Genomic DNA, 15548 nt, shown 5'->3' on the forward strand with positions numbered 1-15548 from the left:
GTTTGCTATTTTTTTAACAGTATTTTATTGATGACAGTTATTCACAAATATTTTCAATAAATAAATTAATCAATTGTGCGGTTAAACCCCAAATAACCCAATCTTGATACTGATAAAAATAGACCGAATATTCAGATCTTTTTTGCCAATTGGCTGAACGGTTGACAATAATATCAAAAGGAAAGTCATCGGCAGGTTTATGTCCAATAAACATCGTTGCACGTTGTGGTGGGTTGTCAATAAACCATGCAATAGGAACAGTAAAAATTTGTTCAACTTCATCATGGTTTAGTTGCAAATCATCTAGTGAATTTATTGTACCTACGAATGGATAAATCATCATACCCAACGTGGCAATAAATTTAGGTAATTGCCCTAAAATTTTAATTTGATTAAGGGGGAGGCCTAATTCTTCAACGGTTTCGCGTTTAGCTGTGTATTCGGGATTGATATCCGCTAATTCAACACGCCCACCAGGGAAACAAATATCCCCCGGTTGTCGTTTTAGTTTTTTTGATCTGACTTGAAACAATAGCTGGAGTTGATCATCAACATGAACGATCGGTAATAGCACAGCAGCTTTATTATCAACACGTTTTATAGTTGTACATTTTTGAATCTGTTTAGTTATCCTTTCGATTGTGATCATAATAATTAATTTTATCCAGCATTTAATTTAAATTGTTGCTCTATTTACCTTACACGAATAACATGCTAACTTAATAAAAGCGTTAGTTTAATACGCACGTTTTTCCTAATTGAAGCTATGCAATATTATATCAATAACCTAAAAAAAGAACTCGAAGATCTTGCCAATTTAAAGCGTGAGCGTGCGCTTATAGGCATGTCAACTGAATTTCAACAGGTTTTCTTGTTACTTCCGGCACTTTTTCATTACCATACCCCTCAATTACCCGGATATATAGAAGGTCATATACCTTCTGGTATTGCGTATTATCAATTATCTGACGATGCAAATGAACTACTGAAAAACCAATACAATTTTATTCCACCTACAGACCAAACGCCAACCCAAAAAACACTACCAGCAGCAATCTCTGCTTTATATTCGATGGGTAGTACTTGCTCTCTTGGGCAATCAGTTCAATCTGATCTTGATATTTGGATATGTATTGAAAATAACTTAACAGATCAGCAAAAAGATAATTTACAACAAAAATGTCGATTAATCGAAAAATGGGCAGAAAGTTTACAAGTCAAGTTAACGTTATTTGTGGTTGATGCCGATCGTTTTATTAAACAACATCACGAATGTTTAATGGGTGAAAATTGTGGCTCTGCGCAACATATTTTATTACTTGAAGAATTTTACCGCTCTGCAAATTTATTAGCAGGAAAACTTTTGTTGTGGTTTGCTGTGCCTTATAACTATACCATAAATAATGTCACTTATCCCACATACGAACAGTGCGTTAGAGCTATGGTAGATCTTAATTTAATTGAGAGAAATGACTGGATTGATTTTGGTCCACTAACTAGCTTATCCGCGCAAGAATATTTTGGTGCAAGTTTATGGCAGCTTTATAAAAGTATCGATTCCCCCTTTAAAGCGGTACTTAAAACTCTATTATTAGAAGCGTATTCATGGATCTATCCCGAAAATAAGCCGATTGCTTACCAGATGAAGGAATTCATTCAAAAAGGTAAAAAACATCAAGGAATGAATCTAGATTCATACTACATGCTGTTAGACCGAATCAGTAACTATCTTATAGAAATTAATGACTATGAACGACTTGAACTAATTCGCAACTGTTTTTATTTAAAAGTGAATGAAAAACTATCTGTTTCTATGCAATCACCATCTTGGCGCCGTAAAATTTTGAGCGATTTAGTTAAAGATTGGGGATGGAATGAGCACCAAATTGCTAAATTAGATGCCTGCCAAACTTGGAAAATAGAGCAAGTTCGTGAAATGCATGAAATTTTATTACACACTATGATGACAGGCTATCGGAACCTACTCAATTTTGGTCGTCGTAATAATTTAGACTCATTAATTAGTCCTCAAGATCTTGCGATTTTAACGCGTAAACTCTATGCTGCTTTTGAAGTGTTACCGGGAAAAATAACAACATTAAAACTTAACATATCCGACAATTTGCAAGAAGATGCCTTGACGTTTATTCATGTGGCAGAAGATCGCATTAATCGAGCGGGATGGTATGTTTACAATCAAAAACCCATGTTGCAATCAATTATTGGTCATCAATATCTTGAATATAGCAAGTATTTAGTAAAGCTTGTTAGTTGGTGTTATTTTAACGGTTTAATTGCTGATACTACCCAATTTTATTATCGGGATGGTAAAAACCGTAATAACGCAAAAATTAATAAATTGATCGCTGATCTAAAAAATTACTTTCCTATCGATGTTCCTGCTGCAACTGAAGAACAGTTATATGGGCCATGTGAAATCCGTCACTTGGCGATCATTTTAAATCTGGAAGACGATCCAACTGCTAATATTGAATTAGATGATGAAGTTACCAATAGTGTACTTAATTATGGTAAAGATGAACTAAGCTTAGTTGGAACGATTGATCTTCTTTATCGAAATTCGTGGAATGAAATTCGCATACTTCACTTTAGTGGAACATTGTCTGTGCTTGAAGCCATAAAAGCATTATTAAATCGTATGCACAAAGATGCCGATCTACCCAATTCCATTGACATTTTTTGTTATAGTGAGCACCTAAGTTACGAAATCAAACAGCAAATAAAAAAACTCATGGATGAATGTGTTGATTTACGTCTAACTACGACACAAAATAATTCAACACAAGTCAAACCGCTAAGAGTAGGGGGATCTTCTTGGTACCTATTTTTTGAAAGATTAGGTGTTTCTAGTCATCAATTTGAAAATGCGATCGACTTTTATGGTGCAGTATCAAATAATAAAATACAAGGCAGACCGCTAAATATCTTAGATCAAACTAATGAACTACCGAAAGAAATAGACAGTTTTGCTTATCGAGGTATCATCCAATTCTTTTTTGAAGATACTGATTTAGGTTTTGATCTTTATATCTTAAACGAACATAATCAAGTTGAAATTTACCGTAATTGCAATGGATCAAAAGAAAACATGGTAAAAGATATTAACGATTTTTATGTTTTATCTGATGACCGTTTTACTTTTACTACTGGCAGTGCCGTTAATTTTAATTTACCACAATTTTATCAAATCACTTATAATGACTCTGGAGATCGAGAGATCATTCCGCTTAATTAAATGATCGACAATGATCTTATTTAACTATAATTCCTGCCAAAAACTTTCAGGGAAGCATGTTTTTTAGTATAAAAAGATAAAAATTTACAATTAATAAGTAAAATAATTCAATTTCTATTAGAATAATGGGAACTTTTTTTAAATTTAAGAATCTAACTGTCTGAGCGCACAAATTTGGGCCGATTGACAGTTATTAACGTAATAAGGAATGGCCTTTAATGGGGGAGCAAGTAACAGACCAAGTATTAGTTGATCGCGTTGTTAATGGAGACAAAAACGCATTCAATCTACTTGTGGTTCGTTATCAAAACAAATTAGCTCATTTGGTTTCTCGTTATGTATTAGCGTCAGAAGTCCCTGATGTTGTGCAAGAAAGCTTTATTAAGGCATATCGCTCATTAAGTCTTTTTAAAGGTGAAAGCGTTTTTTACACATGGTTGTACCGCATTGCGGTTAATACGGCAAAAAATTACTTAACTTCTCAAGGTCGACGGCCGCCAGCATCAGATATCGAAGCTAGCGAAGCCGAAGGTTACGAAGGTGCAGATTCACTAAGGGATCTTGATAATCCTGAAAATTTAGCACTTTCAGATGAAGTGAAAAAAACTGTATTTGCAGCGATTGAGGCTCTGCCTGATGATTTAAAAACGGCAATTACATTGCGTGAAATCGATGGTTTAAGCTACGAAGAGATTGCTGAAATTATGGATTCACCTGTTGGAACAGTGCGATCACGTATCTTTAGAGCTCGTGAAGCAATAGATGAAAAATTAAAACCATTACTCAATTAATGGCTACAAACAGATTGATAAAAGTAGTCATAAATTTAAGGTATTTACTATGCAAATAGAACAGAAAGAGCAACTTTCATCACTTATGGATGGCGAGTTCACTCATGATCATATTGTTGATGAAGTATCGCATAATGAGAGTTTGCAATCATGCTGGCACCGCTATCATATTGTAAGAGATACAATGCGAGGTGAGTTGCATAGTTGCTCATTAACATTAGATATCTCTAATCAAATTGCTCAAGCTATTGCGAGTGAAGATCTATACAATCCACTAACAGATCAACCGAATATCAACGCAACAGCACTACCAAAAGCTGAAAACCTAATTTGGATTCACCTTAAAGACTTTTTTGCTAAAGTGAGCCAAGTTGGACTTGCGGCGTGTGTCACACTCGGTATTATTGCTGGTGTTCAATATCAACAAAGCCAAACGGATAATGTGAATGGCACTCCTACATTATTAAACACTGTGCCGGTGGGCGTTAATATCGCACCAGTAGGTGGAATTCATCAGCAAAACGATCAGCAACTGCTTGAAAAGCGACAATACGACAAAATTAGATTGCTTGTGCAAGATTACGAATTACAGAAAAGACTTAATGCTCACTAATTCGAAATGAAATTACCCTATTATTTTGTGCTACATTTTATAAAACAGAGTAGAAATTTTATTTTCACTCTGTTTTTCGTGTTTTTTTCCGCATCCGTTTATGCTAATGACACCAATGATGCCTTAACACTATTAAACAAAATGCATCATGCAGCTCAAACACAAAATTATCATATCCACTTCTTATTTGAAGATAAAGATCAGTATGCAACCACATTTGAATATAGCCATTTAGGTGCAGCAGACACAAACGATATTAATGCCTGTTTACGCTATCTTGAAGGTCCAGATAAAGAGATCATCTTGCACAATGGCGTAACGAGTTACTTTCAACCTGATAGCCCATCGTTTTCGATCACTAGCCCACGCATTATCGAAGCTTTTCCTGATGTGATTTATAATAATTTTAATGACTTAAGCGAGGTTTACGATTTTATTTTATTAGGCAAAGCAAGAACGGCAAATCGTAGTGCACAACAGGTAAAAATTATCGCTAAAGAAAAGGACCGTTATAGCTACCTGATTTGGATTGATGATCAAACCTATTTGCCGATCAGAGTTGATTTATTGGATGAAAATAACAACATTATTAATCAGATAAAAGTGATCCAGTTAGATGAAAATCTTGATAAGAAAAAACAGCTAGATTATATCAACAACCGAACTTATCCTGTTTTATTATCGATCGAAAAGCAAGATAGTGCATTTGACCAATGGCGATTAGCTTGGTTACCTAAAGGATTTAAGGAAATCGCTGCTTATAATCTGAACTTTTACAACTCTGATATTGCAACTAAATTGTTTTCAGATGGTGTATTTTCATTTACGGTTAATATTTCCTCGGAACAAGCTAAGCAATCACACCAAATTATACAACAAGGTGGGCGCACTATCTATTCAACTAACTTGGGTCATAAAAATATTATCATCATTGGTAATTTACCGCATACCACGCTTGAACGTATAGCACAAAATATTATCCAGAAATAAGTGCAAACTTCTCGATAACGCTATGCTTAGCAGTGATAAATGTGTAAAATGACGCCTTTATGACTATGTAATTATTAGCAATGTTGGTAATAACCAAAGGCATTTTAGATAGTTAACCATTAATAACCAAGATACTCATTATAATATTATTAATATGAATAAAAATATCCGCAATTTTTCGATTATTGCCCATATTGACCATGGTAAATCAACACTTTCAGACCGCATCATTCAAATTTGTGGCGGACTTTCAGATCGTGAAATGGAAGCCCAAGTGCTCGACTCAATGGATCTTGAGCGTGAGCGAGGTATCACCATAAAAGCTCAAAGTGTTACGCTTGATTATCATGCTAAAAATGGCGAAACCTATCAGCTCAATTTTATCGACACTCCCGGCCATGTTGACTTTTCGTATGAAGTCTCGCGCTCGCTTGCCGCTTGTGAAGGCGCATTATTAGTTGTTGATGCAGGGCAAGGCGTTGAAGCACAAACACTAGCAAACTGCTATACCGCCTTAGACATGGATCTTGAAGTTGTTCCTGTACTAAATAAAATCGATTTACCCGCAGCCGAACCAGAGCGTGTAGCGGACGAAATCGAAGATATTGTTGGCATCGACGCAAGTAATGCTGTTCGTTGTTCAGCTAAAACAGGTGTGGGCGTGACGGATGTTCTTGAACAACTTGTCAACGACATTCCTCCACCAGAAGGCGACTCAAGCGCACCATTACAAGCACTTATTATTGATTCATGGTTTGATAATTACTTAGGCGTTGTTTCATTAATTCGCATAAAAAATGGTGAATTAAACAAAGGTGACAAAATTAAAGTTATGAGTACAGGCATGACATACAACGTTGATCGACTTGGTATATTTACGCCTAAACAAGTTGATAAACAATGCTTGCATTGTGGCGAAGTGGGCTGGGTTGTTTGTGCTATCAAAGATATATTAGGTGCCCCAGTCGGGGATACTTTAACCTTAGCAAAAGCACCGGCACAAGAACCATTACCTGGCTTTAAAAAGGTCAAACCACAGGTTTATGCTGGGTTATTCCCAACTAGTTCTGACGATTACGAAGCTTTTCGTGATGCGCTAGGCAAATTAAGCCTAAATGACGCCTCATTATTTTATGAACCTGAAAATTCAGGGGCATTAGGATTTGGGTTCCGTTGTGGTTTTCTTGGTCTACTGCATATGGAAATTATCCAAGAGCGCTTAGAGCGTGAATACAACCTTGATCTTATAACTACTGCACCAACGGTTGTTTATGAAGTGCTAACCACATCCAATGACATTATTTATGTTGATAGCCCCGCCAAATTACCAGCGGTAAATAATATTCAGGAACTGCGTGAACCGATTGCTGAATGTAATATTTTAGTACCACAAACCTATCTAGGTAACGTCATCACATTATGTGTTGAAAAACGCGGGGTACAAACTAACATGGTTTATCATGGAAACCAAGTAGCCTTAACATACGAAATACCAATGACCGAAGTTGTATTAGACTTTTTTGACAAACTAAAATCAACTTCACGCGGGTATGCTTCATTAGATTACAGCTTTAAACGATTCCAAGCTGCCGACATGGTAAGATTAGATGTATTAATAAACGGTGAACGTGTTGATGCATTAGCCTTGATTACCCACAAAGACAATGCACCTTATCGAGGGCGGGAATTAGTCGAAAAGATGAAAGAGCTTATTCCTCGTCAACTATTTGATATTGCCATACAAGCGGCTATCGGAAATCACGTCATAGCACGATCAACTGTAAAACAACTACGCAAAAACGTATTAGCTAAATGTTATGGTGGTGACGTGAGTCGTAAAAAGAAACTTTTACAAAAGCAAAAAGAAGGTAAAAAACGCATGAAACAAGTTGGTAATGTTGAATTACCACAAGAAGCATTTTTAGCGATTTTGCATGTAGGAAAAGATTAACTAATTAAAACGAATTGATAAAAGATTCATTTAAAGAGGAAAAAAAATGGCTGGAATGTTTGCCATCATATTAACAACCGCAACTTTTATTACTGGGATCTTTTGGTTTTTAGAAAAATTCAAATGGAAACCGGCAAGACAGCGTAAAGTAGAAGAAATCCGCACCCAAAGCAATGGTGAGGTTGACGGAAAGATACTTGCTGAAGTGGGTAAACCCAAAGTGTGGGTTGAAAACTTGGCATCGTTTTTCCCTGTTTTATTTGTCGTGTTTTTTATCCGCTCATTTTTATATGAACCGTTTCAAATCCCATCAGGGTCAATGATGCAAACGTTACTCATTGGTGACTTTATTGCGGTTGAAAAATACGCTTATGGCTTACGTGATCCTATTACTAACACAGTTATCATCCCAACAGGGCACCCTAAACGTGGTGATGTAGCCGTGTTTAAACATCCAAATGTTCCACAAATGGATCTGATTAAACGTGTAGTGGGTTTACCGGGGGATAAAATCGTCTATCTGGATAAAGAAAAGAAAATTGTAATTTATCCAGCGTGCCAAACAGCGGATACCGATTGCAAAGGTCAGCAATCACAGCCACTTGACTTGCATTACAGCGAACCCAAAACAAGCAATTGGAAAGAAGTTCACGAAAAGTTTAAAACTTCTCCAAGCTTTTATACCTTACAGCAATATGCTGATAAAGGTATTATTGACTCAGATAGTGTTGTAACATTGAATATGAACATTCAACAAGAAACGCTAGGTGACAAACCGCACGACATTTTGATTACACAAGGATCGCAAGAGGATCCAAATTATTATTACCACCAAAAAGATCAACCAATAGCCACTTGGGTTGTACCACAAGGTCACTACTTTATGATGGGTGACAACCGTGACAACAGTGGTGACAGTCGATACTTTGGTTTTGTACCTGAAGGTAACTTTGTGGGTAAAGCAACTGCAATTTGGATTAGCTTTGAAAAACAACCAGATGAGTGGCCAACAGGAATTCGCTTTAGTCGTATTGGTGGAATACATTAAAAATTATCATTATGAAAAAATTTACACAAATTCAACAATCGATCGGCTATCAGTTTCAAGATCTATCACTACTTGAATTAGCGCTCACTCACCGAAGCGCTAATAAAATGCATAACGAACGCTTAGAGTTTCTTGGGGATTCTATTTTAAGTTTTGTCATTGCTGATGAGCTATATCACCGTTTTGTCAAACAAGACGAAGGCGACCTAAGCCAAATGCGAGCTACACTCGTTTGCGGTCAAATGCTTGCCGAAATTGGCAAAGATTTTAAATTAGGCGATCACCTTATTTTAGGACAAGGCGAGTTAAAAAGTGGCGGATTTCGTCGCGAATCAATTATTTCTGATGCCGTTGAAGCCATTATTGGTGCCATTTATTTAGATAGCAACATCGACACAATTCGTCAGTTAATCTTATCGTGGTACCAAACTCGCTTAAGCCAAATTCAACCAGGTATAAAGCAAAAAGATGCTAAAACAAGATTACAAGAATATTTACAAGGGATTCATCGACCACGTCCATGTTATCTTATTCTTGAAGTTACTGGTGATAATCACGAACAAGAATTCCTAATTCAGTGCAAAATCGATAATGACAACCGCGAATATTTAGGTCGTGGTTTAAGTCGCCGAAAAGCAGAACAAATAGCAGCACAAGAAGCACTCAACCAACTAGGTATAAAATGACAGAAACAACACAACATTGTGGATTTGTCGCCATTGTGGGGCGACCAAACGTAGGTAAATCAACACTATTGAACCAACTGCTTGGTCAAAAGATTTCGATTACCTCGCGCAAAGCGCAAACTACAAGGCACCGCATTGTCGGTATTGACACGCAGAATAACGACCAAATTATTTATATCGACACACCTGGATTGCACATTGAAGAAAAAAGAGCCATCAACCGCCTAATGAACCGAGCGGCAAGTAGCTCGATTGGTGATGTTGAACTTGTGATCTTTGTTGTAGAAGGGACTCATTGGAATGACGATGACGAAATGGTTGCCAATAAACTCAAAGACTGCAAATGCCCAGTATTATTAGTCATTAATAAAATTGACAATGTCACTGACAAAACGCAATTATTACCCCACATTCAAGCAATTAGTCAAAAAGTTAACTTCCTTGATGTGGTGCCAATCAGCGCCGAAAAAGGTGAAGGCGTTGATATCATCAAAGATATCGTCAAAAAACACTTACCAGAAGGTGAACACCATTTTCCTGAAGATTACATTACCGACCGCTCACAACGTTTTATGGCGTCAGAAATTATTCGTGAAAAACTCATGCGTTTTTTAGGTGACGAATTACCTTATTCAGTAACGGTTGAAATTGAACAATTTAAAGTTGACGAACGTAATGGAATGTACCGCATTAACGGACTAATCTTAGTTGAGCGTGATGGACAAAAGAAAATGGTTATCGGCAATAAAGGTGAAAAAATCAAAAAAATCGGTATTGAAGCCCGTAAAGACATGCAATCATTTTTTGATAACAAAGTCCATCTAGAACTTTGGGTCAAAGTCAAAGCAGGCTGGGCAGATGATGAGCGAGCATTACGAAGTTTAGGCTATAGTGATGATTAACGATTCCGCTAGATTTTTTAAGTTATCAATCAGGCATAACGATGCCTGATTTTTCATTTAAAAAACTTCAATAAAATCAATAACCTTCCTGAACGATTTTTTAACGAAAAATCCCCTAAATTGTTTGCCCTTTATCAATCTTATAATCTAAATTAACACTACTTTTCACATGCTCACCATTTAATTTTTGCAATAATAATTCGATTGCAACTTTACCAATCTCAAATCGTGGCGTAATGACGGTTGCAATCTTTTGGTTGTTTGCTCGACCAATTTCTAAACCATGAAAGCCTGCAATAGCAATTTGTTCAGGAACAGGGATCTGATAATTTTGGCACTCAAGTAGTACACCTATTGCCATATCGTCGTTAGTACATAAAATACCATCCATATCAGGATATTTTTGAATTGCTTGGTGAAATAAACTTTTGCCTAAATCTATTGATGATATTGCATTGGGGATAATCTGACGTGGTGTTAATCCTGATTGTTTCATAACACGTTGATAACCTTTGTAACGTTGGCTATCGCGTGCACTTGCAATGGAATTAAAATAGATGATATTTTTTTTGCCAGATTCAATCATTTGCAAAGTCATATCATAGGCGGCTTGTTCATTATCAAAACCGACTTGGATATCAAAAAATGTTTTGGTGATATCCATAAGCTCAACAACAGGAATATTAGCGGTTTTTAAATATTGTAGGGTGGTTTGAGTGTGCTCCTTTTCCATCAAGACAAGAGCGTCGACGTTGTATGACAGCAGGTTAATAATTTTTTCTTCTTCTAACTGTTTATCATAATTATAGTTAGTAATAATTGTTTGGTAATGTTGAGCTGATGCGACCGATTCAATACCAGCAAGCACTTCTGTAAATATTTGGTTTTTAAAAGACGGTATAACAATGCCAATACAGTGACTGCGCGAACCTAGCATGATTTGTGGTGCAAGATTGGGAATATATTGGATCTCTTTTAACACTTTTGCTATTTTTTCTTGGTTTTTTTCAGAGACTTGTTTAGGGTTTTTTAGATAGCGACTAATGGTCATTTTAGTCACGCCAGTTAAATTGGCAATATCTTGTAAACTAATACGCTTATCTTTCATAACCTATTATTTTAGGAGGGATGCTGGTTGAATGTGTGGCATTTTACCAGTAAAAACAAGAAAATAAATAATATTCGTTAGAATAAATTAAGAAGGCAGTATCCATTGCCTTCTTATTTTTTTGATATTATTGGTTATTTTTTAGGCGCTTTAACGCTAGCCATCAAAATAACAGATAAAACTAAAGATACGCCCATAAAGATATATGACGCTCCGGCACTGCCCGTTGCCGCATTGATAACACCCACTAACCAAGCACCAATAAATGCGCCAAGTGCTCCAAAACTGTTAATTAATCCAATCGATACACCCGATACATTGCTTGGTAATAATTCAGGAATTAAAGCAAAGAAAGGTCCATAAGGTGCGTACATACAGCCAGCAGCAAGTGATAAAAGCACAAAACAGATCCAAAAATGTTCAGCCCCAAGCAAATAAGCAGTAAAAAAAGCAATGGTTGCGACAAGTAATAATGGCCAAACAAAAAGTTTACGATTTTGTAGTTTGTCAGAATAGAAAGAGACAATTAACATCATAGCAATCGCAACAAAATAAGGAATAGCCGCAAACCAACCAACCGATATAATATCAACATTGCCTGCCGATTTGATGATTGACGGCATCCACATCATAAAGCCATATACACCAATACTCCATAATGCGTGCACTGCACAGAGTTTAATAACACTGGCAGAACGGAACGCTTCGCCATAGTTACGCATGGGTTTGATATTTTGTTGTTCTTTATCCATGACAGCTTTAAAATCAGCTTTTTCGGCGTCGGTGAGCCATTTAACTTCGGATGGTTTGTCACGAACAAGGAACCACCACACTACTGCCCATAATACAGCTGGTAAGCCTTCAATTATGAACATTTCGCGCCAACCATAAAGGTCGATTAAGTGCGCTGATACAATTGACATCCACAATACGGTTACAGGATTACCTAAAACTAAAAATGTATTGGCTTTTGAACGTTCGGCTTTAGTAAACCATGTACTGATATAAATTAACATTGATGGCATAACTGCTGCTTCAACAATACCGAGAACAAAACGGATCGCCATAAGTGTTGGAATATTACTGACCATCCCTGTCAATGCGGCACATAATCCCCACAGTATTAAACACACAAAAATCAGCTTACGAACACTTCGCTTAACTGCATAAACCGATCCCGGTACTTGAAAAAAGAAATAACCAAGGAAAAAAAGAGCGCCAATTAATGACGAAGTGCTTGGACTGATGTCTAAATCTTTATTAATCCCCGCTGCAGAGGCAAAGCCATAATTGGCTCGATCTAAATAAGCTAAACTATAAGTAATAAAAATGATTGGCATTAAACGCCACCAACGAGACGGCGCTAGTTTGTTTGTTATATTCATGTTTTATTCTCGCTTTCAATTAATCATAAAGTGATTTTGCGACAATTTTCATCCCTATTTTTATCAATTTTTTATTTATATATATTGTTTTAACCTTCCTTGATTTAAGTCCGTAAAAATACAATTGTCGCAATATGGCTCTAAACTGCCGCTAACATTCCGCCATCAACATAAAGAATATGCCCATTAACAAAGTTTGATGCAGCAGACGACAAAAACACCGCCGAGCCAATAAGTTCTTCAGGTTTCCCCCAGCGAGCGGCAGGCGTTCTTTGACATAACCATTGAGTAAATTCTTTGTTTTCAACCAAAGCTTTGCACATCTCGGTATCAAAATAACCAGGCCCAATACCATTGACTTGAATGTTGTAACGTGCAAGTTCAACGCACATACCTTTTACAAGCATTTTCACTGCACCTTTTGATGCGGCATAGGGGGTAATGGTGTCGCGACCGAGTTCGCTTTGCATTGAACAAATATGGATAATCTTTCCTTGCTTACGTTTGATCATGTGCTTAGCGACTTGCTGTGAAACTAAAAAAACCGCTTTTTGGTTAACATTAATGACGGCATCCCAATCTGCTTCAGGAAATTCAATAAACGGATGACGGCGTTGAATACCCGCGTTATTGATTAATATATCAATAGGTCCGATCTCTTTTTCAATATAATTAATGGCATTTTCGACTGAATCATAACTGGTTACATCAAAACCGACGCCAACGGCATCAATGCCTTGTGATTTAAGTTGGTTTGCTGCATTTTCAGCACGTTCTTGGGTAATATCATTAATAATGATACTTGCTCCATATTGCCCTAAACCTGTGGCAAGCAAATTACCAATACCTTGTGCTGAACCTGTAATTAAAGCGCGTTTTCCTTTTAGTTCAAATAAAGATTGCATGATTTTCTCCTTGTATTTCAAATATTGTTATGCATAACAGTTACGCGTAACAATATTATGGAAAAGTAAAAAAAGAAAGCCAACAATGCGTTATTTACCATGAAAATGTTAATTCTGTGATCAATATCAAATATTATGATTTACCCGTTTTTAGGCTTGTTTAATAAAATTTTTTAATAAGTTAATACTAAACATCCCCCCTTAATTTATATATAATGCGACTCAATAATTTGAATTTTAATATCAACTTCGGAGCCCCCTCATGCAGCAGTTTCGCCCCATTCGCCGTGCTTTACTTAGTGTATCCGACAAAACCGGTATTTTAGAATTTGCCAAAGCCCTATCTGAACGAAATGTAGAACTTCTTTCAACAGGGGGAACTGCAAAGCTACTTATGGACAACCAAATACCTGTAACTGAAGTGTCAGACTACACAGGCTTTCCTGAAATGATGGATGGGCGAGTCAAAACACTACACCCCAAAATTCATGGTGCTATTTTAGGAAGACGAGGTGTTGATGATGATATTATGCAACAACACCAAATTGCACCGATTGATATGGTGGTTGTCAACCTTTACCCATTTGCTAAAACGGTTGCCAAACCCAACTGCACATTAGAAGACGCCGTTGAAAATATCGATATTGGCGGTCCAACTATGGTGCGCTCTGCCGCTAAAAATCATAAAGATGTTGCTATTGTGGTTGATTGTGGTGATTATGAAAATATCATTAATATGATGGATAATAACCAAAACGCCCTTTCTTTTGAATATCGCTTCAACCTTGCCATTAAAGCCTTTGAACACACCGCCAAATACGACGGCATGATTGCCAACTATTTTGGGCAACAAGTACCACCGTATATGGGCGAAACCGACAAACCAGCAGGTCAATTTCCACGCACATTAAATCTCCAATTTATAAAAAAACAGAACATGCGCTATGGTGAAAACAGCCACCAACAAGCGGCTTTTTATATTGAAGAAAGCGTTAAGGAAGCATCGATTGCAACGGCAAGACAACTGCAAGGTAAAGCACTATCTTATAACAACATTGCCGACACCGACGCTGCGCTTGAATGCGTAAAATCATTTGAACAGCCTGCTTGCGTGATCGTCAAACACGCCAACCCTTGTGGTGTTGCGGTTAGTGACAATATCCTAAACGCCTATTTAAATGCCTATAAAACCGATCCGACATCAGCTTTTGGGGGCATTATTGCCTTTAACCGCCCATTAGATGCGGCAACGGCTCAAGCTATTGTTCAACAACAATTTGTTGAAGTCATCATTGCCCCAATAGTCAATCAAGATGCATTAGCTATTATTGAAGCGAAAAAAAATGTACGAGTACTGGAATGTGGCGAATGGTCAACGCCTGCGACAGTCAGCCTAGACTTTAAGCGTGTTAATGGTGGTTTATTAGTGCAAGATCGTGATTTAGGCATGGTATCGCCAAACGAACTTACCGTTGTCACCAAACGCAAACCAACAGAGCAAGAACTGTCTGATGCTTTATTTTGTTGGAAAGTGGCTAAATTTGTTAAATCCAATGCCATTGTTTATGCCAAAAACAACATGACAATTGGTATTGGCGCAGGACAGATGAGCCGAGTTTATTCCGCCAAAATCGCTGGAATCAAAGCGCAAGACGAAAACCTAGAAGTAGCGGGTTCTGTCGTTGCTTCAGATGCGTTTTTCCCATTTCGAGACGGAGTTGATGCGGCAGCAGCTGCAGGGGTAACGTGTGTAATTCAGCCCGGTGGCTCGATTCGTGATGACGAAGTGATTCAAGCTGCAAATGAACACAATATTGCAATGATATTTACAAATATGCGTCATTTTAGACATTAATTTTGATATGAATAATATGGCGACTTTGCTTATTATTAAAAATAAATTACCTATATTT

13 protein-coding genes are annotated in these 15548 nt (G+C 37.0%); 9 read left to right on the forward strand and 4 right to left on the reverse strand.

Annotated features, from left to right (window positions below; genetic code table 11):
* Positions 1 to 37: 37 nt before the first annotated feature.
* On the reverse strand, positions 38 to 649 hold the full coding sequence (locus GQ594_RS01840) for an NUDIX hydrolase (protein WP_160411187.1): 612 nt from the start codon (positions 647 to 649) through the stop codon (positions 38 to 40).
* A 117-nt stretch (positions 650 to 766) separates the two neighbouring features.
* Here GQ594_RS01840 and GQ594_RS01845 point away from each other — a divergent pair, with 117 nt between their 5' ends.
* The 8 genes from GQ594_RS01845 to era all read left to right on the forward strand — a co-directional run bounded on the left by GQ594_RS01845 (position 767) and on the right by era (position 10237).
* Positions 767 to 3256 carry a class I adenylate cyclase gene (locus GQ594_RS01845; RefSeq protein WP_160411188.1) on the forward strand — a complete coding sequence of 830 codons (2490 nt, stop codon included), beginning with the start codon at positions 767 to 769 and terminating at the stop codon, positions 3254 to 3256.
* A 218-nt stretch (positions 3257 to 3474) separates the two neighbouring features.
* A complete protein-coding gene (gene rpoE, locus GQ594_RS01850) occupies positions 3475 to 4047 on the forward strand; it encodes an RNA polymerase sigma factor RpoE (RefSeq protein WP_160400400.1) in 573 nt (190 codons plus the stop codon).
* A 49-nt stretch (positions 4048 to 4096) separates the two neighbouring features.
* Entirely contained in the window at positions 4097 to 4660 is a 564-nt protein-coding gene (locus GQ594_RS01855; RefSeq protein WP_160411189.1) for an RseA family anti-sigma factor, read from the forward strand.
* Between the two features lie 78 nt (positions 4661 to 4738).
* Complete coding sequence (locus GQ594_RS01860) at positions 4739 to 5650, forward strand: MucB/RseB C-terminal domain-containing protein (protein ID WP_160400402.1); 912 nt, start codon at positions 4739 to 4741, stop codon at positions 5648 to 5650.
* Between the two features lie 154 nt (positions 5651 to 5804).
* Positions 5805 to 7601, forward strand: coding sequence for a translation elongation factor 4 (lepA, locus tag GQ594_RS01865; RefSeq protein WP_160411190.1), 1797 nt, complete (start codon positions 5805 to 5807; stop codon positions 7599 to 7601).
* 46 nt (positions 7602 to 7647) lie between these two features.
* Positions 7648 to 8649: a signal peptidase I gene (gene lepB, locus GQ594_RS01870; RefSeq protein WP_160411191.1), complete on the forward strand. Its 1002-nt coding sequence runs from the start codon at positions 7648 to 7650 to the stop codon at positions 8647 to 8649.
* An 8-nt stretch (positions 8650 to 8657) separates the two neighbouring features.
* Positions 8658 to 9335: a ribonuclease III gene (gene rnc, locus GQ594_RS01875; RefSeq protein ID WP_370516483.1), complete on the forward strand. Its 678-nt coding sequence runs from the start codon at positions 8658 to 8660 to the stop codon at positions 9333 to 9335.
* A complete protein-coding gene (gene era, locus GQ594_RS01880) occupies positions 9332 to 10237 on the forward strand; it encodes a GTPase Era (RefSeq protein ID WP_160400406.1) in 906 nt (301 codons plus the stop codon). The genes rnc and era overlap by 4 nt, the downstream gene beginning before the upstream one ends.
* Positions 10238 to 10352: 115 nt before the next feature.
* Here the strand turns inward: era and idnR are convergent, their stop codons facing one another.
* The 3 genes from idnR to idnO all read right to left on the reverse strand — a co-directional run bounded on the left by idnR (position 10353) and on the right by idnO (position 13635).
* Positions 10353 to 11345, reverse strand: coding sequence for a DNA-binding transcriptional regulator IdnR (gene idnR / locus GQ594_RS01885; RefSeq protein ID WP_160411192.1), 993 nt, complete (start codon positions 11343 to 11345; stop codon positions 10353 to 10355).
* Positions 11346 to 11479: 134 nt separating this feature from the next.
* Positions 11480 to 12730, reverse strand: coding sequence for an MFS transporter (locus GQ594_RS01890; RefSeq protein WP_160400408.1), 1251 nt, complete (start codon positions 12728 to 12730; stop codon positions 11480 to 11482).
* A gap of 140 nt (positions 12731 to 12870) precedes the next feature.
* Positions 12871 to 13635: a gluconate 5-dehydrogenase gene (idnO, locus tag GQ594_RS01895; protein ID WP_160411193.1), complete on the reverse strand. Its 765-nt coding sequence runs from the start codon at positions 13633 to 13635 to the stop codon at positions 12871 to 12873.
* Between the two features lie 262 nt (positions 13636 to 13897).
* On the opposite strand from idnO, the gene purH reads away from it, so the two are divergent.
* Complete coding sequence (purH, locus tag GQ594_RS01900; protein WP_160411194.1) at positions 13898 to 15490, forward strand: bifunctional phosphoribosylaminoimidazolecarboxamide formyltransferase/IMP cyclohydrolase; 1593 nt, start codon at positions 13898 to 13900, stop codon at positions 15488 to 15490.
* Positions 15491 to 15548: the final 58 nt, after the last annotated feature.

The sequence above is a fragment of the Gilliamella sp. Pra-s52 genome (assembly GCF_009795805.1).
In the GTDB taxonomy this organism is placed as follows: Bacteria; Pseudomonadota; Gammaproteobacteria; order Enterobacterales; family Orbaceae; genus Gilliamella.

Bases quoted from the DNA above. Each gene is read 5' to 3' on its own strand.
- GQ594_RS01840 (WP_160411187.1), bottom strand. From the start codon at position 649: ATGATCACAATCGAAAGGATAACTAAACAGATTCAAAAATGTACAACT.
- GQ594_RS01845 (WP_160411188.1), top strand. From the start codon at position 767: ATGCAATATTATATCAATAACCTAAAAAAAGAACTCGAAGATCTTGCC.
- lepA (WP_160411190.1), top strand. From the start codon at position 5,805: ATGAATAAAAATATCCGCAATTTTTCGATTATTGCCCATATTGACCAT.
- idnO (WP_160411193.1), bottom strand. From the start codon at position 13,635: ATGCAATCTTTATTTGAACTAAAAGGAAAACGCGCTTTAATTACAGGT.
- idnR (WP_160411192.1), bottom strand. From the start codon at position 11,345: ATGAAAGATAAGCGTATTAGTTTACAAGATATTGCCAATTTAACTGGC.
- rpoE (WP_160400400.1), top strand. From the start codon at position 3,475: ATGGGGGAGCAAGTAACAGACCAAGTATTAGTTGATCGCGTTGTTAAT.
- era (WP_160400406.1), top strand. From the start codon at position 9,332: ATGACAGAAACAACACAACATTGTGGATTTGTCGCCATTGTGGGGCGA.
- purH (WP_160411194.1), top strand. From the start codon at position 13,898: ATGCAGCAGTTTCGCCCCATTCGCCGTGCTTTACTTAGTGTATCCGAC.
- GQ594_RS01890 (WP_160400408.1), bottom strand. From the start codon at position 12,730: ATGAATATAACAAACAAACTAGCGCCGTCTCGTTGGTGGCGTTTAATG.
- lepB (WP_160411191.1), top strand. From the start codon at position 7,648: ATGGCTGGAATGTTTGCCATCATATTAACAACCGCAACTTTTATTACT.
- GQ594_RS01855 (WP_160411189.1), top strand. From the start codon at position 4,097: ATGCAAATAGAACAGAAAGAGCAACTTTCATCACTTATGGATGGCGAG.